Source organism: Ruegeria sp. BC5 (genome assembly GCF_056539205.1).
On record NZ_JBQFUN010000001.1, the window covers coordinates 1,448,715 to 1,468,078 of the forward strand.

Genomic DNA, 19,364 nt, shown 5'->3' on the forward strand with positions numbered 1-19,364 from the left:
AAACTGAAAATCCCGGCGCTTTGTCTGATGACAGGTGTCGGGATTTTGCTATTGGGGGCGGGAACAGGCAGCCCATATGCAACGAATCCCCTAGGGTCGCCTGAGGGACTTTAAGAAAGGGTCAGGGAATGGACCGAAAACTCCTCCTCATCATTCTAGACGGTGTTCCGTGGCGCAATTTTCGCCGCCTGTTCGGTAATCTGGAAGGGTGGGTCGACAGTGGCGAGGCGCAGGTTTGGAAGCATCGCGCGGTGCTGCCATCGATCTCGGCCAGTTGCTATGCCTCGATCCACACCGGCGTCACGCCGCAGGAACATGGCTGTACCGGCAACGGCAACGTCTTCCGCCTAAGCCACAAGGACGTCTTCAGCCAAGTCCGCGAAGCGAGCGGCGTGACCGGGGCGGTGACCCACAGCTTTTGGTCGCAATTCTTCAACCGTCACCCGTTCGATTATGTCCGTGACGTCGAATATGACGAGCCCGAGAGCAAAACGATCAACCATGGCCGGTTCCACTCAATGACCGGCTACAGCAAAGTGAACCAGATGACGCCGTCGGACGTTGATCTGTTTGGCACTCTGACCAATCTGTGCCTGCGCTTTGGGCTGGATTACGGCGTCCTGCACACTTGCACGCTGGACAGTATGGGTCACCGGTTTCATCACGACTGCGAGGAAATGGACCACGCCTGTTTTGTCATGGACGAAATGCTGGCCCCTTTCATCCCGCGCTGGCGGCAACTGGGGTATGAGGTCATCGTGACCGCCGATCACGGTCAGGACGAACGTGGCCATCATGGCGGGCGCAGCCCGCTTCAGCAGGAAACTGCATTGTATTATTTCGGCGATGCCGAAGGCCCCGAGGCTGATGCGGTGATCGACCAGCTGCAACTGGCACCCACGATCCTGAACCGCATGGGCGCACCGATCGCCGAGACGATGAAAGCCAAGCCTTTCCTGAAGTAACGGATCAATCGTAGGGCCAGATCTGCTGGCCCAGCGCCTCGATCGCAACTGATATCCGTTCAAAACTGTCTGCAGCGCGTTTCACTGAGGTGCGCGCCCGCAGGTACCCGTGCACAAGGCCGGGCTCATTCACCCAATGCGCCCTCCCGCCCGCTTCGGTGATCTTAGTGCAATAGGCCAGGCCATCGTCGCGCAACGGATCGCAATCGGCGGTGACCACCACAGTAGGCGGCAGGCCCGAGAAATCTTGATCCTGCAGCGGCGCAAACGTGGGATCGTTCTGCGGCGCAGGTCCGCCACAGCGCACTTTTTCGTAGAACCGGATTTCTTCCAGCGTCAAAAGCGGTGCCTGGGCGTGCTCGATATATGACCCTGTGGATGTGTCCCCGCCCAGACCGGGATAAATTAGGACCTGCCCCAGCACTCCATCAAGCCGCCCCCGTGCGTGCTGCGCCACCGCGGCGGCCAGATTGCCACCCGCGCTGTCACCGGCCAAAATCAACGGGTCGCCGTATTGCTGCACCACCCAATTCGTTGCGGTCCAGCTATCCTGAAACTGTGCCGGGTGCACATGTTCGGGGCACAGGCGATAGTCTACGGCAACAACCCGATACCCGGTCTGAACGCAAATCTCAGCACAAACGTCATCATGGCTATCCAGCCCACCAACGACGAAACCGCCGCCATGAAAATAGACGACGGTTCGGGTCGGATCTCCGGCGGTGTAAACCCGGACAGGCACGCCATTGGCGGACCTGTCCTGCACATCCAGACCTGCAGGCCGGGGTTGGCGAAAGTCCTGACACATCTTGTTGTAGACACGGCGCTGATCTTCGATCGAAAGGTCGACAGCGTCATCAGGATAGCTTTCAGCCGTTCGTCTAATGAACGCCCAAGTCTCTTCATCAATCAGACGTTCATAGTCCATTGTCCCTCCCGGTCAGGCAGCCCATTCCCATGGCCGGGTAAACGTTCCCAGCACCTTACCGACATCGTCGTCCGAGCAGCCGTTCGCGTCAAGCTGCGCGACAAGCCCGCGCTTTTTGTCGTCAAGCACGGATACGACGCGCGCGTCCAGCCCGGCCTCTTCCAGCGCGCCATTATAGATGCGGGTGATTGCCTGCTTGCGTAGTTCGGGTTTAAAGACCTTACCCACGGCGGTTTTCGGCAATTCGTCCAGAATGGTCATGTGCTTGGGTCTTGCCGCACGTTCGTGAACATGCACGCCGCAATACTCCATCAATTCCTTCTCGGTCACACTGGCCCCGTCGACCAGTTCTACAAAGGCGCAGGGCACCTCGCCCGAGTGCGCGTCGGGCTGACCGATGGCGCCGGCGAAGGCAACGGCGTCGTGGCCCAGCAAAGCCTCTTCGATTTCGGCTGGGTCGATATTGTGGCCGCCGCGAATAATCAGGTCCTTGGCGCGGCCGGTGATCCACAGATACCCATCGTCGTCAAACCGACCCAGATCACCTGTGCGCAGGTACTTGTCGAAATGGTACAGATCAACGTTCTTGTCCGCCTCGGTATAGGTGTTGCCCGCATAGACGCCGGGATTCGAGATACAGATTTCGCCGATCTCATCCGCGCCGCATTCCTTGGGGCCGTCCGGCCCGTCCCGCAGGATTTTCACATCCGTATAGGGGAATGGAATCCCGATCGATCCGATTTTCTTTTCGCCATCCACCGGGTTGCACGACACCAGACAGGTTGCCTCGGTCAGTCCATAGCCTTCGACGATGGTCACACCCGTCGCTTCTTCGAACCGGCGGAACAGTTCGACCGGCAGCGGGGCCGAACCCGAGAAGGCTGTTTTCACGCTTGAGATATCGGCATCCACCTGGCGTTGCATCTTGGCGGCAATCGCGGTGGGGACGGTGATGATGAAACTGACCTTCCAGCGCTCGATCAACTTCCAGAAGTTATCAAACACGCCATCGCCCCGATACCCGGCAGGGGTCGGGAACACCACATGCGCGCCCGACGACACCGCGGCCATCACGATCACATGCACAGCAAAGACATGGAACATCGGCAACGGGCACATGATCACGTCTTCGTCCGAGAACAACAGCGTGTTTCCAAGCCAGCCGTTGTAGATCAGGCCCGAGTATTTATGCTGCGCCACCTTGGGCATACCGGTGGTTCCGCCGGTGTGGAAATAGCAGGCGACACGATCTTCGGTGCTGTCCTCGAAGGTCAGCGTAGTGGGCTGTTTGGCCAGTTCCTTGTTGAAGTTCTTATAATCCGCATGCGCAAGATGCTCCTTGTCGCCCATCTTGGGACGCAGGAGCGGAACCAGCCAGGATTTCGGTGGCGTCAAATAGCGGTTGAGATCGATCTCAAGAATGGTTTTGACGTTGGGCGCATGGCGCACGGCCTCTTCGACCTTTTGCGCCACATCGGCCTTGGGGAAGGATTTCAGCGTAACCACGACCTTGGCGCCGGTTTCGCGCAGGATCGCGGCTATCTGCTCGGGCTCCAGCAACGGGTTTATAGGGTTCACGATCCCTGCAACCGCGCCACCCATCATGGTGATCAGCGTCTCGTTACTGTTGGGCAGCACGTAGGCCACCACATCCTTTTCACCGATCCCGAGCGAGCGGAACAGATTGGCGGCCTGGTTGACCTTACCCAGCAGCTCGGACCAGGTCAGCGTTTCAGCCTTGTCGGTCGGCCCGGACAAAAGCTGAAAACTGATCGCATTGCTGTTGGGGAACTTGCTTGCCGTGCGCGACAACAACTGATGGAAGGTGACCGGAACATCGCGGTCCTCCCACGGCATTTCCTGCTCCATCCTTGCCTTGTCTTCCAAACCCACAAAGGCCATATGACTCCTCCCTTATCTCTCCCGTGTCCGGCACGGGTTTTGTATCCACCGCCAAGATGGAAGCAAAACCGTGCATGATCAAGAAAGGGCTTAGCTGTGAAGCCCGGAAAGAGGTAGAATTACGCTGCGGAGCGAATTGCCCTGCCCCAGCGTCACTTTATTCTGCCGCCATGCCGTCGGTGAACTGCAGACGCGCCAATCTGGCATACAGGCCGTCCTGTGCCACCAGATCGTCATGGGTGCCCTGCGCCACGATACGGCCGGCCTCCATCACCACGATCCGGTCAGCCTTTTTCACCGTCGCCAGCCGGTGCGCCACGATCAACGTGGTGCGCCCGGCGCGCATCTGATCGACAGCGCCTTGAACCGCACGCTCGCTTTCGGCATCCAGTGCCGAGGTCGCCTCGTCCAACAGCAGTACCGGCGCGTCCCGCAGGATCGCACGAGCGATGGCGATACGTTGCTTTTGCCCGCCAGACAGCATCACACCCCGTTCACCAACGAAACTGTCGTAACCTTCGGGCAAAGCCGAAATGAAATCGTGTGCGGCGGCGGCCCGGGCGGCGGCCTCAACCTCGGCATCGGTGGCGTCCAGACGACCAAACCGGATGTTTTCACGCGCCGAAGAGGCAAAGATGATCGGGTCCTGAGGCACCAGCGCCATGTGGCGGCGGAACTCGGCCCGGTCGATGTCACGCAGATCGACGCCATCCAGACTGACCTGCCCCGAGACCGGATCATAAAACCGCTGGATCATCTGGATGACGGTTGTCTTCCCCGCCCCCGAGGGGCCGACAAATGCAACCGTCTCGCCGGGGTTAACCTGCAATGATAGATGTTCCAGCGTGACAACATCGGGGCGTGACGGATAGCGGAAGGTCACATCGTCAAAGCGGATCTCACCCCGAACCGGTAATGGCAGCGTATTGGGATTGGACGGATCGGTGACGGTGTCCTGTGCATTCAGCAATTCCACCAGTCGTTCAGTTGCGCCTGCGGCGCGCTGCAATTCACTCCAGATTTCAGACAAGGCCGCCACAGAACCCGCCATGATAATCGAATAGATCACGAACTGGATCAGTACGCCTTCGGTCATCACGCCATTGCGGACATCATTTGCGCCCATCCACAACACGCCGACAATGCCCGAAAAAACCAAAAAGATGACGATAACGGTCAGAACCGCGCGCGTCTGAATACGCCGCAGCGAAACGACATAGGACGTTTCCGTCATATCCGCGAATTGCTTGCGGCTGGCCTGTTCATGAGTAAAGGCCTGCACGGTTTGCACCGCGCTCAGCGCCTCACCTGCATTACCGGACGAGGCTGCGATCCAGTCCTGATTTTCGCGGCTGATCACCCGCAGGCGGCGCCCCAGCACCAAAATCGGCACCACCACCACCGGGATCAACAACAAAACCAAACCTGTCAGCTTGGCCGATGTCAGCAGCATCAACACCAGCCCGCCGAAGAACAACAACATGTTGCGCAGCGCGATGGACACAGACGAGCCAAGCACTGACTGGATCAGCGTCGTGTCGGTGGTTATCCGGCTCAGGACCTCGCCGGTCATGATACGTTCGTAGAATTCGGGGCTCATTCCGATGACGCGGTCGAACACGGCCTCACGGATATCGGCGACCACCCTTTCGCCCAGCCGGGTCACCAGCGCATAGCGCAGACCAGTGCCCACGGCCAGAATCCCGGCGATGCCCAGCGCGGCCAGAAAGTACCACTCTAACAACTCACCATCTTCGATGCGGAAATTGTCAACCACTCGGCGCACAGCCAGTGGTAGCGCAAGGGTCATGCTTGCCGTCAGCACCAACGCCAGTGTCGCCCCGGCCATCAACATTCGATAGGGGCGCATGAAGGGCCACAACGACGCCAGAACGCCAATTTTCTTGGACCGGGCGCGCTCTTCACTGGCGCCGGGTGCGGGTTGTTGTGCTGGACTGGCTGGGGCGGTTCTTGCCATGCGTGGCCCTTAGTTCAAATTCGCAATCAGGTGGTCGCTTCTTGGCGGCAGCAGACGGCGGGGTCAAGCAGCGCGTCACCAATTCACGGCCTGTAAGGGCCATTTGACGCAGAATTTCGGGGCTGATTTGGAGCGGGCGGCGGGAATCGAACCCGCTTCATCAGCTTGGAAGGCTGAGGTAATAGCCAGTATACGACGCCCGCTCAGCGCAGGTCGGTTTAAGGGATGCGTCTGGTGTCGTCAAGCGCCGTTCGGCGCAGGAAATCAATTTCTGTAATCGCGTTCCAATGCAGGAGACAGACACCCTTCCCTCAACCCTGTGAACATATCCAAGAACAGGATTCGAGGTCCGAGGAAATCCGGATCATCGACTCCGCACGCAGCGGTTGCGCAACCGGCTGGCCGATCAGAGACGCCGGATAGGTCGTGGCTGCAGCCAGCGCCTCCTGAAGCGGCACGTCAGCATGTGTGACCAGAATGCGGATCGCAGTGGTCAAGTCCAAATCGGCTCCGGCCAAGGTTCCATCCTCAAGTGTCAGGCGTCCGTCCGTCCGCGTGATCCGGCGACCCTCCAGCTCGAACGTAGCCTGATCCGTACCCGCAACAGCCATCGCATCGCTGACCAAAAAAATCTGGCCGGGCGCTGTTTTGGCAGCCCAGGCCGCGCGGATCACCTCGGGGTGGACATGGATACCGTCGGCGATCACCCCCGCCGACAGTCCGCCGGTTGCCAGTGCGGCCCCCACCAGACCGGGTTCGCGGTTGCCCAGTTGGCTCATGGCGTTGAAAAGATGTGTGACGCAGCGCGCGCCCGCCACGGCATAGCGCTGGCACGTCTCGAAATCTGCGTTGCTATGTCCCAGCGACACCAGAATCCCGGCGTCCGACAAAGCTTGCACTTGCTGCAGGGACACGGATTCGGGCGCAAGGGTCACCTTCAGGCACGGCAATTGCTCTGCTGCTGCAATCAGCATGGTCAGGTCCGCGTCCTCCATCGGGCGAATTAGCGCCCCGTCATGCGCCCCCTTTCGCGCCACCGACAGGTGTGGCCCTTCAAGATGCAGCCCAGCCACACCCGGAACCCCCGCGCGAACCGCCTCTATCGCGGCTGCAACGGCGGCTTCGGTTTTTTCGGGCGTGTCGGTGATTAGTGTCGGCAGCAAGGACGCCACACCTAGACGGCGATGCGCTTCGGCGATCTGCCGGATCGAATCAACCGAGGGGTCGTCGTTGAACATCGCGCCGCCGCCGCCGTTCACCTGCAGGTCGACGAAGCCGGGGCACAAGATATCCCCGTTCAGGTCGATGACTTGCCCTTCGATCTGTGCGGTCTCCTCAGCCGCAAGCGCGGCAAGGACGCCGTTGCGAAAGGTCATGACCTGATCAAAATGCAGGCGCTCTCCATCGAACAGGGCACCATTGCGAAATGTCATGGATTCTGAGGTCATACCGTCTCTGTCACCTTTCTCAGATGGCGCGGAGTATCTGGGTCGATCCCGCGCGCCTGCGCCACGGCTTCGACCATGCTGTAAAACGACGTGATCGTGGCAATGGGGTCAGTCAACCAGTGATCGGTTCGGGTTACCGGCAGGCTATGCGCTTTGGTGACCTTATCAGTGGCCGCGAAAACAGCCGCACCTTTGCCTGCCAACGCATCAGCCGCCTCGGCTGTCGTTTGCTCGGCAGCATCTGCGGCGGCAAAAACGATGGCGGGAAACCCCTGTTCAACGATTGAGACCGGACCATGCAGAACCTCGGCCGCCGAATAGCTTTCGGCGTGAATCTGGCAGGTTTCCTTGATTTTCAGAGCAGCTTCATTGGACATCGCAAAGGACGGACCGCGGCCCAGCGTGAACAGTGACCGGCCGGTGATTGCATCAGCCGCCGCCACCCAATCGCATTGCGCGGCCTGCCCCAAATGACCGGGCAAGGATCGGATCGCGGCCGTCAAATCACCATCCCCCTTGATTTCAGCCAACAACCACAACCCCGCCACAAGCGAGGTGACAAAAGTTTTGGTCGCAGCGACACTCAGTTCCGGCCCTGCGTGCAGGGGCAAGACCGCATCCGTCACTTCAGCAAGGCGCGAGGCCGTGTTGTTGGTGATCGCAACCGTCACCCCGCCCGAAGATTTCAGCGTTCGGGTCATCCCTACAATGTCTGGACTTTGGCCCGATTGCGACACCGAAAGGCACACCGCCCCAGCCGCACGCAGATCAGCCCCATAGATCGAACTAACCGACGGCCCGACCGAGGCCACAGGCAGGTTCAGCAACAATTCGGCAGCGTATTTCAAATACGCGCAAGCGTGGTCCGACGACCCCCGCGCCACTGTGATCAGAAACCTGGGATCGGCCTCTTTCACCCGCCTTGCCGCATCCTGAATATTGGCGGCACCCTGGCTTAGCAATCGGTCAACGGCGTCGGGGATTTCCAAAACCTCCTGACGCATTTTCGAACTGTGTTCTGACATGCTCACTTGCCTTTCCGGCTACAGCCGCAACTCGGCGACAAAGTCATAGGTGTCGCCTCGGTAGAGGGATCGGGTCAATTCCGCGACCCGCCCGTTTTTAAGAAATGAAACGCGTTCGATGTTCAGTCCGGCGGCCCCTTCGGGCACCTCCAGCAACTCAGCCTCTCGCGCTGCGAGGTTAAGGGCCGATATCTTCTGCACCGCGCGCACTGGTCGTCGCCCCAGACCGTCTAGCACCTCATAGAGCGAGGTGGTCACCTCGATCGGGTTTGGCAGGATATCCAGCGGCAGCGCAGCACGTTCCAGCGCCAGCGGGCGGCCATTTGCCTCGCGCAGGCGATAGATTCGGGAAATTTGCTCGCCCTCTTTCAGGCTCAGGGCCTGGACCTCCTCGGGGGTAGGTGCAAAGACGCCGCGTTCCAACCATTTTGAGGTGGTCTGCATACCGCGGCTCGACATGTCCTCGGTGAACGAGGTCAAATGAGTCAGCGATTGTTCGACCCGCGCCACACGTTCGCGAATGAACGAGCCTGACCCCTGACGTTGTTCGATCACACCTTCCTGCACCAATTCCTGAATCGCTTTACGAACGGTAACGCGCGAAAGATCGGTGATTTCAACCAGCTCACGTTCCGACGGCAGCGAGGAATTCGGAGGCAACACGCCGGTGTCGATCCCCTCTTGCAGCCTGTGCCTTAGCTGAACATAGCGCGGCCCTTTGTCCGGGCTCAGCCACAAATCGGCACGCAGGAAGTCAGAGATGCTCATGTCGGATCTCCTTCGCAAGGGCCAAGGCCCCGGTCAGCGGCTCACCCAGCGAGGGGCGAATAGCCGATTGCATGTCATCAGGTAAATAGTGCGCATATTGCCCCGCAATTCCACCGGTCAGGCAGATCGTCTGACCCGCCTGCCAGCCCAACTGTTTGGCGGTATCCGCGATATAGCCAGCCCCCGCCCGTAGAATATGTACGGCAACCGCATCGCCCTTTTTCGCAGCGGACGTCACTGTAGGTGCGAGCACTCCGAATTGTGCGGGCGTGGCCGTTCCAGCAAAGCGCACAATACCAGCCGGGCCCTGAAGGTCAGCCAACAGCATTTGCGTCAGATCGGTTTCGGCTTGCGTGCCATCATATGCACGCAGCGTCTCAGCCAAGGCTCTGCGCCCAACCCACTGGGCCGAGGCCTCATCCCCCAGAATCGAACCCCAACCTCCGGCAAAACGCATCGCGCCATCCGCCTGCACCGCAAGAAAAGACCCGGTGCCGCAATGCGCGATCAAACCGTCCCGCGCGCCCAATGCCCCCCGCACGGCGGCGGGCCGGTCATCTTCGACCCGCGCGCAGGTCAGGCCCAGCGCATCCCGCAACCGCCCTGCGATCGCGGCATCAGTAACGCCCGCCAGTCCCACAAAAGCAGGCAGAGTGATTATATCCCCTATGGTCACCTCGATCTGACGCGACAATTGATCCAACCCAGCCCGAATCTGCGCCAGCGCGCTGTCAAAATCGGTCGAAACATTGGCCGCTCCGGTCTCGACACTATGGACCACACCCCCGATTTCACAGGCGACGCGGCATCGCGTCCCCCCGCCATCAACGGCCAACACAGCATTATCTCGAGACTCATTCATGACAATACCATTATAATACCTTTCAGCGATAGAAAAGGCCAAATTCAACACCGAATGACCACATCGCCAACTAAACGGATGAATTACCTCGATAAGTCTCAGTCAGAAATAAAATTCTAGACAAGTGGTATTAGATAGGTATTGTATTAGGGAAACGTGGGAGGATTCTCTTGGCGCTGCCGTCAACCGAACAATTACACCCTGATGCCGCGCGCCTGTCACCAGGCGATCTGGCCACTTCGGCTCGCGCGTTGGCCGAAGGTCAAATCAAAGCTGCCGCAGCCGTTCGCGACGCCGAGGACAACATCGTCCGGGGCGCCAAGGCCATGGCAGAAACCATGCGCGCAGAGGGGATATTGCACTTTGTGGCCGCCGGGTCATCTGGCCTGATGGCAGCTGCTGACGCGCAAGAGCTGGGCGGCACATTCTCGATCCCCCCTGCCCGTCTGCGCATACATATGGCAGGTGGCCTGCCCACCGGGGTTGAAATGCCGGGCGGGGCCGAGGATGCAACCGAAGGGTTGGAACAAGCCTTGGACAGCTTACAAGCCAAAGACACGGTGATTGCGGTTTCAGCAAGCGGCTCTACGCCGTACACAGTGGCTGCCATGAACATCGCCCGCGCCAAGGGCGCAACTGTGATCAGTATCGCCAATAACGGCGGCACCCCCTTGCTGCTCGGCGCTGACATTCCCATCCTGTTGGCCACGCCGCCCGAGCTGATCTCAGGCTCCACACGCATGGGTGCTGGAACAGCACAGAAGATTGCGCTGAACATGCTGTCTTCGCTTATGGCGGTTGAGCTTGGCCATGTGCATGGCGGCATGATGGTCAATCTACGTGCCGACAACGACAAACTGCGGGGCCGCGCCGCCGGGATCGTCGCCCGCATCGCCGAAGTAGATACAGAAACGGCGCAAAACGCACTGAACGTTGCGCATGGCGACGTAAAACCCGCCATTCTGATTGCCGCACAAGACCTGTCGTTGGCGCAAGCGGATGCTCGCCTGCGAACCACGAACGGAGTTCTGACTGCAGCATTGGCCAAAGATTAACAACTAAATAACGGGAGAGAGAGATGAAACATAAAAGCCTTAAGCTGGCCTTATTGGGGACAACCCTGATGGCCACAACTGCCTATGCCGAAGACGTAACCCTGACCATCGAAAGCTGGCGCAATGATGACCTGACCCTGTGGCAGGACCAGATTATTCCCGCGTTCGAAGCGCAGCACCCCGGAATCAAGATCGATTTCACCCCGTCAGCACCGGCAGAGTATAACGCCGTTTTGAACTCGAAACTGGATGCGGGTTCAGCCGGTGATCTGATCACCTGCCGCCCCTTTGACGCCTCTTTGGCGCTGTATGATGCAGGACACCTTACCGATCTGTCCGGAGTCGATGCGATGAGTAACTTCTCGGACGTGGCAAAATCGGCCTGGCAGACGGATGATGGCGCGGTCACATTCTGCGTTCCGATGGCTTCGGTAATTCATGGGTTCATATATAACAAAGACGCATTTGCTGAACTTGGGATCGAAGTTCCAACGACCGAGGATGAGTTCTTTGCCGCGCTCGACAAGATTCGGGAAGATGGCACCTATATTCCGATGGCAATGGGTACCAACGACCAGTGGGAAGCCGCCACTATGGGTTACAACAACATCGGCCCGAACTACTGGAAGGGCGAGGAAGGCCGTCAGGCCCTGATCGCGGGTGAGCAAAAGCTTACCGATGAGGCATGGACAGCCCCTTATGCCACATTGGCACGCTGGGGTGAGTATCTGGGCGACGGGTATGAGGCACAGACCTATCCCGATAGTCAGAACATCTTCACACTAGGTCGCGCGGCGATCTATCCCGCAGGCTCATGGGAAATCTCGGGCTTCAACACACAGGCCGATTTTGAGATGGGTGCATTCAAGCCGCCAGTCCGTAACGCTGGCGACACCTGTTATATTTCGGACCACACCGATATCGGCATCGGCATGAACGCCGCGACTGAACATCCCGAGGCCGCCGAGACATTCTTGACCTGGGTCGCAAGCCCGGAATTTGCAGAAATTTTCGGCAATGCCCTCCCCGGCTTCTTCCCACTTTCCAACACGCCTGTCGAATTGCAAGATCCATTGGCCAAGGAAATCGTGGGCTGGCGCGACGAGTGTGAATCGACCATCCGCTCGACCTATCAAATCCTGTCGCGCGGTACACCGAACCTTGAAAATGAAACCTGGGGCGCATCGGTTGCCGCCATCAAAGGCGCCAAATCCCCCGAGGATCTGGGTGCAGAATTGCAGGAAGGTCTCGCCTCCTGGTACGCACCACACCAGTAAACCCAATCATACCCGGGCGGCGGTGATCGCCCGGGTAAACCCGACACCCCATTGAAAGCAGTCCAATGAACCGCCCCCGCTTCCGCTGGCATATCGTCGTGTTTCTGGCACCGGCCGTGCTGGTCTATACCGCGGTTATGATCTTTCCGCTGTTCAACACGCTGCGTCTGGCGCTGTTTACCGAGGTCGATCAGACCCGTGTGTTCGTAGGCCTACAGAATTTTCGAACGCTGTTCTTTGACCCGATCTGGTCCGAACAGTTCTGGAATGCGCTGGGGAATAACTTCTGGTTTTTCCTGATCCATATGCTGGTGCAAAACCCCATTGGCATCGCACTGGCCGCGCTTCTCAGCCACCCACGGCTTCGATTTGCGGCCTTGTACCGGTCGGCGATCTTCATCCCTACGATCCTCAGCTTTGTGATTGTCGGCTTCGCCTGGAAATTGATCCTGTCGCCGATCTGGGGCATCGCTCCGTCAATGCTGGACGCGATTGGGCTGAAATCCCTGTTCGCTCCGTGGCTGGGAAAAGAGGAATACGCCCTGACCACGCTGGCGCTGATCTCGGTTTGGCAGTTCGTGGGCATACCGATGATGCTGATCTATGCCGCCTTGTTGACCATACCCGAAGAAATCCTTGAGGCAGGTGAGATTGACGGCATCACCGGGGCCTCGGCCTTTTGGAAAATCAAGCTGCCGCTGATCCTACCGTCGATTGGGATCATCTCGATCCTGACCTTCGTGGGCAATTTTAACGCGTTCGACCTGATCTATGCGTCTCAAGGCGCGCTGGCCGGGCCGGATTTCTCGACAGATATTCTGGGTACATTCATGTATCGCACTTTCTTTGGCTTCCAATTGCAACTGGGCGATCCCCATATGGGATCAGCCATCGCCGGGGCCATGTTTGCCATCATCCTGGTGGGTGTCTGCATCTATCTGTTTGGCATCCAGACCCGGATGCGCCGGTATCAACTGTGAGGGTGAACGGATGAACAAAGCACGCCAAAATCCCTTCAACACCACCGCGATGCACGGTGCGTTGATCCTGTATACGCTGATCGCCCTGTTCCCGGTCTTTGTCATTCTGATCAACAGCTTCAAAACCCGCCGCGCGATCTTTCGCGAACCCCTGGCCCTACCCAGCGCAGACAGCTTTTCACTGATCGGGTACGAGACGGTGATGAAGCAGGGGGATTTCTTCCTCTACTTCCAGAACTCGATGATCGTCACGGTCGCATCGCTGTTCTTCATCCTACTGCTTGGCGCCATGGCGGCCTATGCGCTGTCTGAATACCAGTTCAAAGGCAACCTGCTCATGGGGCTTTATCTGGCGCTGGGGATCATGATCCCTATCCGCATCGGCACTGTGGCGATCCTTGAGATGATGGTGGCGACCGGGCTGGTGAACACGCTGTGGGCGCTGATCCTTGTCTACACAGCGCAGGGGTTACCGCTGGCCGTATTCATACTGTCTGAATTCATGCGGCAGGTCAGTGATGACCTGAAAAACGCAGGTCGCATTGACGGTCTGTCGGAATACACGATCTTTTTCCGACTGGTCCTGCCACTGGTTCGTCCGGCAATGGCAACTGTAGCCGTGTTCAACATGATCCCTATCTGGAATGACCTGTGGTTCCCGCTGATCCTTGCCCCGGCTGAGGAAACCAAAACGCTGACATTGGGCAGTCAGGTCTTTATCGGCCAGTTCGTGACCGACTGGAACGCGGTTTTGTCCGCCCTGTCGATGGCAATCCTGCCGGTTCTGGTTCTCTACGTCATCTTCTCGCGCCAACTGATCCGTGGCATCACATCCGGAGCTGTCAAATGACCCGTGTACTGATCACAGGTCTGGGCAATATGGGGCTAAGCCATGCGCTGGCCCATCACCACCACCCCGATGCGCAAATCGTCGGGCTGGTGAACCGATCCGGGCGCGTAGATCACACCGAACTTTCGGATTATCCAGCGTATTCGGATTTCGAAACTGCTCTGAATGAGACCCGCCCCGATCTGGCTGTGATCGCGACCTATTCCGACAGCCACGCCGATTACGCCTGTGCGGCGATGCAGGCAGGCGCGCATGTCTTCGTCGAAAAGCCGCTAGCCACCAACGTCGCTGACGCGCGGCGGGTGGTGGAAACCGCCACGCGGCTGAACCGCAAGCTGGTCGTGGGCTATATCCTGCGCCACCACCCGTCTTGGATGCGCTTGATCACCGAGGCGCGCAATCTCGGCGGGCCATATGTGTTCCGTCTGAACCTGAACCAGCAATCCTCGGGCGCGGAATGGGAAACGCATAAGGCGCTGATGCAAACGACCTCACCTATTGTCGATTGCGGCGTGCATTATGTGGACGTGATGTGCCAGATCACCGACGCGCAGCCCGTCCGCGTACACGGCATGGGCCTGCGCCTGTCCGATGAGATCGCCGAGGACATGTATAATTACGGCCAGTTTCAGGTGATCTTCGACGATGGATCGGTCGGCTGGTACGAGGCTGGATGGGGCCCGATGATGTCCGAGACGGCGTTTTTCGTAAAAGATATCGTCTCGCCCAACGGATCGGTTTCAATCACCGATGGCAATAAAGGCGCATCTTCCGATATTGATGGGCATACAAAGGTCGGCGGCCTTTTGGTCCATACGCCACAAGGTGACCGAACCATCGATATGCCCGATGAACCCGGCCATCAGGAACTCTGCGATGCCGAACAAGCCTATATGCTGCGCGCAATCGCCGAAGACATCGACCTGACCCGTCATATGAATGACGCCGTTCAATCCCTCGCCATTTGTCTGGCCGCGGATGAAAGCATCCGCACCGGCCAGCCCGTTTCCCTTGAGGAGCCCGCAAAATGACCGCCCTGACGCTGAGCAATGTGAACAAATCCTTCGGCAATGTGCATGTCCTCAAGGACATCACGCTTGAGGTTGAAGAAGGCGAGTTTGTTGTCTTCGTCGGCCCCTCGGGTTGCGGCAAGTCCACCCTGCTACGTGTGATTGCGGGGCTCGAAGATGCCTCCTCGGGCGAAATCAATATCGGTGGTCAACAGGTCAATCTGGTGCCGCCATCCAAGCGTGGCATAGCTATGGTGTTTCAAAGCTATGCACTTTACCCGCACCTCAGCGTGCGCGGGAACATGACACTGGCGCTGAAGCAGGAAAAGCAGTCCAAAGCGGTGATAGAGGAACGCGTTGCCAATGCCAGCCGGATGCTGAACCTCGAGCCCTATCTGGATCGCTATCCGTCTGAATTGTCGGGTGGTCAACGCCAGCGGGTCGCTATCGGCCGCGCCATTGTACGGGAACCCAAGCTGTTCCTGTTTGACGAACCGCTGTCCAATCTGGACGCCGCCTTACGGATGAACACACGGATCGAGATTGCGAACCTGCACCGGGCACTGGACGCCTCGATGATCTATGTTACCCATGACCAGACCGAGGCGATGACGCTGGCCGACAAGATCGTCGTTTTGCGTGACGGGCGGGTGGAACAGATCGGCAGCCCGATGGAGCTGTACAACAACCCTGCAAACCAGTTCGTTGCCGGATTTCTAGGCTCACCGTCTATGAATTTCCTACCCGAAAGCCTGTTGGGGGATAGCGGCCAGAACATCATTGGAATCCGCCCCGAAGACCTGTTTCTGTCCGACGACGGCCCGCTGACAGCTCAGGTCAGCCACGTTGAAAAACTGGGTGGGGACACAAACGTCATCGCCAAAATACACGACCAATCCGTGACCGCGCGGCTATTCGGTCAGCACGCCATTTCCGAAGGTCAGGAATTGCGGCTCGCCTATACCGCTGACAAGGCCTATCGGTTCGACGCAGCTGGTCAGCGTTTGCGCTAAATGTCGCAGGCACGTGTGTTTTTCTGCGGAACAATCGCGCACCAGAACGCGCGGATTCCCGCAGAGAAAAGGCCTTTTCCCTTTTCATTGCACGCAAAATTCTGAAAGATCAGGCCTCTCCCTTAATGGGGTTGTTATCAAGCTGTCACAAAGAAATTCTAATTGCCTTTCATCTGCTATTTTCTGACAGCCAGGAGCTATCCATGAAAGACATTGATCCTACCACCCTGTCCGCCGACGATTGGGACGAGCTGCATTTCCCCCGCCCCGAAGAAAACGACTTTGACCGTGTTGTAGAAAGCGCCATTTCGCGCCGAGGTTTTCTGGGTGGTGTGCTAGCATTTGGATCAGGCGCTGCCGCTATGGGCGCGGGTCTGATGGGGTCGACTGCCGCTCATGCCGTCACCACGTCGCGCTTTGCATTCACGCCGATTGCTGCGCAGACCGATGGCACCGTGCATGTGCCCGAAGGGTATGAGTGGAAAATTCTGATGCGTTGGGGCGATCCACTGTTTTCCGATGCCGACGGCTATGACCTGACGGATGGCGGCCCATTGGACAAATCAGACCGTATCTTCGGTGAAAACACTGATGGGATGGAGACATTTTCGTTTCGGGGTCATGAGCTGATCGCCATCAACCACGAATACCCGAACCGCAAGATCAACATGCCAGCTGCGCAGGAAGGCGTGCCCGCCAACGCGGACGATGTTTTGAAGCTGCAGAACCTTCAGGGTGTGACCGTGATGGAGATCGCCGAAGGCCCCAACGGCTGGTCGGTTGTCAAAGACAGCCCATTCAATCGCCGTATCCACCACAATACGCCGATGAAGATCGTAGGCCCCGCTGCAGGTCACGATCTGCTGAAGACGCAGGCCGACCCAACCGGCACGGCGTCTCTGGGCACCATGAACAACTGTGGCGCAGGTAAAACGCCATGGGGCACATACCTGACCTGCGAAGAGAACTTTAACGGCTACTTCGGATCGTCCGATGAAAACGCCAGCTACGACCAGAAGGTGGCAGACGGCTTCAAGCGTTACGGTGTCAAAGCCGAAAGCTGGAACGGGTATGAGCTTTTCGATCCGCGTTTCGACACGTCAAAAAACCCAAACGAACCGCACCGCGCGGGTTGGATCGTGGAAATCGACCCAACTAAGCCGAACAGCACGCCGGTCAAACACACCGGCTTGGGCCGCTTCAAACACGAAAACGCCGAGGTGACACTGGCCGCAGATGGCCGTGTGGTTGTCTATATGGGCGATGACGAGCGCGGCGAGTACTTGTACAAGTTCGTCTCGAACGGCACCTATCAGCCGGGTGGCGAAACCGAGAGCTTGCTGAATGACGGAACGCTGTACGTTGCCAAGTTCAACGACGATGCGACCGGCGAATGGCTGCCACTGACGCCGGAAACGACTGGCATGGATGATGCTGAAATCCGGATCTTTACCCGCATGGCAGCGTCGGCCGTAGGTGGCACCACTATGGACCGCCCAGAATGGGTGGCGTCGAGCCCGGTTGCGGTCGAGGCCTATTGCTGCCTGACCAACAACAAAAACCGTGGTGTCAAACCGAACGCCGGTGGTGACGACACGTCGGTCAATGCCGCCAACCCACGTGAGGCCAACAAGTACGGTCAGATCGTCCGCTGGCGACCCTCGAATGACGATCACGCCGCAGACACCTTTGACTGGGATCTCTATGTCATGGCGGGCAACCCGACGGTGCATTCCGACGACCGCGCTGGCTCGCCGAATGTGAATGAGGGTAACCTGTTCAACTCGCCCGATGGCATGGTCATCGACTCGACGGGCCTGATCTGGATTCAGACCGACGGTAAGGACAACAACGAGGGTGACTTTGCTGGCAATGGCAATAACCAGATGCTGGTTGGCGACCCGGTGACCGGCGAAATCGTACGGTTCATGACGGGCCCCAATGGTTGCGAGGTCACCGGCCTGACCTGGTCCAACGACCTGCGCACCATGTTTGTGGGCATTCAGCATCCGGGCAGCAACTGGCCCGATGGCGGTACACCGCGATCATCGGTCATCGCCATCAAGCGCTCCGACAACGGTTTGGTTGGCTAAACGTCGAAAAAGCCCCCACTCTATAGTTGGGGCGTTTTGTCAGATATCCTCACCCGGAGGCGCCAGTGGCCCTCCGGGTGCCAGAAGATGACGCTCCGAAAGCCACGGGTTCAGTTCCAGCGCTTGGTTCAAAGCTTCGCGCGCCTCGTCGATCCTTTGCAATCCCAACAGGGTCAGGGCGCGCCCGCTGATGGCCGCCACATGGTTAGGCGACAGTTCGATCGCCTTGTCCAAATCGGGCAATGCGGCCTGAAAATCCTGCCGCAAGTAATGCGCAAAGGCGCGCTGGTTGTACCCTTCGGCATATGACGGGCAATAGGCGACCAGCTTGTTGAAATCCTCGATCGCGCCCAGCAGGTCCCATGCGTTTCGGCGCGTCATGCCTCGGTCCAGAACCGCCTGCGCGCTTTCATCAGGTGCGTCCGTCCAAAACTCCCACAATTGGTTCGACAAGAGACGGGCGGCCTGTTCGTTTTCGGCCTGTTGTATCTGGGCGATTACGCCACTGACATCGGCGCTGTGATCCGGCGCAACAGGGCATTCATCGGCATGCGCTGTTGTGGATGTTATTAACAGGATGGTGGCATAGGTGATCTGTTTCATGACCCAATGGTGACGCGTGCGGGGTTTTCGTCAACCCATCCCGTCAATGGCACCGGACACGCCCGTCTCTTTCACCGCTTCCATCGCGACGAAGGTCGATGTGTTGGCCACATGCGGCAGGGATGAGATTTTCTCGGCCAGCACCGCGCGGTATTCCGACATCGAGCCGGTACGAATTTTCAACAAATAGTCAAAATTTGACGCAATCATATGGGCTTGCTCGATCTCGGCCACCCTACGCACTGCCGCGTTGAACTCGGCCAGGGCCTTCTCGCGCGTGTCGGTCAGGCGCACCTCGACAAAGGCGACGTGATCCAGACCAAGACGGATCGGGTCCAGCAGGGCACGGTATCCGGTGATGATACCCTCGGCCTCAAGTCTTTTCACACGTGCTTGAGTTGGAGATTTCGACAACCCGATCCGCCGCGCAAGGTCGGCAACCGAAATGCGCCCGTCCTCGGCCAGAATCGCCAGGATCGACCGGTCGAACCGATCCAGATCGGGATTGCCTTTTTGCATCGCTGAACCTCGAAATTTCAGATCATTCGCCTACCATTTTCTGAACTTAAGGCGATTGTCCTGAAAAATCGACTGTATACTCCCCAAA

Annotated in this window: 17 protein-coding genes and 1 tRNA gene; 8 read left to right on the forward strand and 10 right to left on the reverse strand. The window is 58.4% G+C overall.

Annotated features, from left to right (window positions below):
- The first annotated feature begins 128 nt into the window (after nucleotides 1–128).
- Nucleotides 129–965, forward strand: coding sequence for an alkaline phosphatase family protein (locus ACR0LY_RS07290; RefSeq protein ID WP_170347925.1), 837 nt, complete (start codon nucleotides 129–131; stop codon nucleotides 963–965).
- A 4-nt stretch (nucleotides 966–969) separates the two neighbouring features.
- On the opposite strand, the gene ACR0LY_RS07295 is transcribed toward ACR0LY_RS07290, so the two are convergent.
- From ACR0LY_RS07295 to ACR0LY_RS07330, 8 genes are all read right to left on the reverse strand, one after another.
- Entirely contained in the window at nucleotides 970–1,893 is a 924-nt protein-coding gene (locus ACR0LY_RS07295) for an alpha/beta hydrolase (RefSeq protein WP_170347924.1), read from the reverse strand.
- Nucleotides 1,894–1,905: 12 nt separating this feature from the next.
- Complete coding sequence (locus ACR0LY_RS07300; protein ID WP_170347923.1) at nucleotides 1,906–3,795, reverse strand: acyl-CoA synthetase; 1,890 nt, start codon at nucleotides 3,793–3,795, stop codon at nucleotides 1,906–1,908.
- Between the two features lie 157 nt (nucleotides 3,796–3,952).
- On the reverse strand, nucleotides 3,953–5,773 hold the full coding sequence (locus ACR0LY_RS07305) for an ABC transporter transmembrane domain-containing protein (protein WP_170347922.1): 1,821 nt from the start codon (nucleotides 5,771–5,773) through the stop codon (nucleotides 3,953–3,955).
- Between the two features lie 128 nt (nucleotides 5,774–5,901).
- Nucleotides 5,902–5,976 (reverse strand) — tRNA-Gly (locus ACR0LY_RS07310).
- A 108-nt stretch (nucleotides 5,977–6,084) separates the two neighbouring features.
- Entirely contained in the window at nucleotides 6,085–7,221 is a 1,137-nt protein-coding gene (gene nagA, locus ACR0LY_RS07315; protein ID WP_170347921.1) for an N-acetylglucosamine-6-phosphate deacetylase, read from the reverse strand.
- Entirely contained in the window at nucleotides 7,218–8,225 is a 1,008-nt protein-coding gene (locus tag ACR0LY_RS07320) for an SIS domain-containing protein (RefSeq protein WP_480640694.1), read from the reverse strand. Before ACR0LY_RS07320 ends, nagA begins: the two co-directional genes overlap by 4 nt.
- Nucleotides 8,226–8,264: 39 nt before the next feature.
- Nucleotides 8,265–9,014, reverse strand: coding sequence for a GntR family transcriptional regulator (locus ACR0LY_RS07325; RefSeq protein ID WP_170347919.1), 750 nt, complete (start codon nucleotides 9,012–9,014; stop codon nucleotides 8,265–8,267).
- Nucleotides 9,001–9,876 (reverse strand): glucosamine kinase nucleotide-binding domain-containing protein, encoded by an 876-nt coding sequence (locus tag ACR0LY_RS07330; RefSeq protein ID WP_170347918.1) that lies wholly within the window; start codon nucleotides 9,874–9,876, stop codon nucleotides 9,001–9,003. Before ACR0LY_RS07330 ends, ACR0LY_RS07325 begins: the two co-directional genes overlap by 14 nt.
- Nucleotides 9,877–10,046: 170 nt before the next feature.
- Between ACR0LY_RS07330 and ACR0LY_RS07335 the strand changes: the two genes are divergently transcribed.
- The 7 genes from ACR0LY_RS07335 (at nucleotide 10,047) to ACR0LY_RS07365 (ending at nucleotide 18,154) form a co-directional block, all read left to right on the forward strand.
- On the forward strand, nucleotides 10,047–10,931 hold the full coding sequence (locus tag ACR0LY_RS07335) for an N-acetylmuramic acid 6-phosphate etherase (RefSeq protein ID WP_170347917.1): 885 nt from the start codon (nucleotides 10,047–10,049) through the stop codon (nucleotides 10,929–10,931).
- 23 nt (nucleotides 10,932–10,954) lie between these two features.
- Complete coding sequence (locus ACR0LY_RS07340; protein WP_170347916.1) at nucleotides 10,955–12,208, forward strand: ABC transporter substrate-binding protein; 1,254 nt, start codon at nucleotides 10,955–10,957, stop codon at nucleotides 12,206–12,208.
- Nucleotides 12,209–12,273: 65 nt separating this feature from the next.
- Nucleotides 12,274–13,188, forward strand: a complete 915-nt coding sequence (locus ACR0LY_RS07345; RefSeq protein ID WP_170347915.1) for a carbohydrate ABC transporter permease — start codon at nucleotides 12,274–12,276, stop codon at nucleotides 13,186–13,188.
- A gap of 10 nt (nucleotides 13,189–13,198) precedes the next feature.
- The gene (locus ACR0LY_RS07350; RefSeq protein WP_170347914.1) at nucleotides 13,199–14,038 is read left to right on the forward strand and encodes a carbohydrate ABC transporter permease; all 840 of its coding nucleotides are present in this window, start codon (nucleotides 13,199–13,201) and stop codon (nucleotides 14,036–14,038) included.
- Nucleotides 14,035–15,069: a Gfo/Idh/MocA family protein gene (locus ACR0LY_RS07355; RefSeq protein WP_170347913.1), complete on the forward strand. Its 1,035-nt coding sequence runs from the start codon at nucleotides 14,035–14,037 to the stop codon at nucleotides 15,067–15,069. Before ACR0LY_RS07350 ends, ACR0LY_RS07355 begins: the two co-directional genes overlap by 4 nt.
- Nucleotides 15,066–16,061 (forward strand): ABC transporter ATP-binding protein, encoded by a 996-nt coding sequence (locus tag ACR0LY_RS07360; RefSeq protein ID WP_170347912.1) that lies wholly within the window; start codon nucleotides 15,066–15,068, stop codon nucleotides 16,059–16,061. The genes ACR0LY_RS07355 and ACR0LY_RS07360 overlap by 4 nt, the downstream gene beginning before the upstream one ends.
- A gap of 203 nt (nucleotides 16,062–16,264) precedes the next feature.
- Nucleotides 16,265–18,154, forward strand: coding sequence for a PhoX family protein (locus tag ACR0LY_RS07365; protein WP_170347911.1), 1,890 nt, complete (start codon nucleotides 16,265–16,267; stop codon nucleotides 18,152–18,154).
- 39 nt (nucleotides 18,155–18,193) lie between these two features.
- Here the strand turns inward: ACR0LY_RS07365 and ACR0LY_RS07370 are convergent, their stop codons facing one another.
- Together ACR0LY_RS07370 and ACR0LY_RS07375 are read right to left on the reverse strand one after the other, a co-directional pair.
- Complete coding sequence (locus ACR0LY_RS07370; RefSeq protein ID WP_170347910.1) at nucleotides 18,194–18,757, reverse strand: tetratricopeptide repeat protein; 564 nt, start codon at nucleotides 18,755–18,757, stop codon at nucleotides 18,194–18,196.
- Nucleotides 18,758–18,787: 30 nt separating this feature from the next.
- Nucleotides 18,788–19,276: an Lrp/AsnC family transcriptional regulator gene (locus tag ACR0LY_RS07375; RefSeq protein WP_170347909.1), complete on the reverse strand. Its 489-nt coding sequence runs from the start codon at nucleotides 19,274–19,276 to the stop codon at nucleotides 18,788–18,790.
- Nucleotides 19,277–19,364 lie beyond the last annotated feature (88 nt).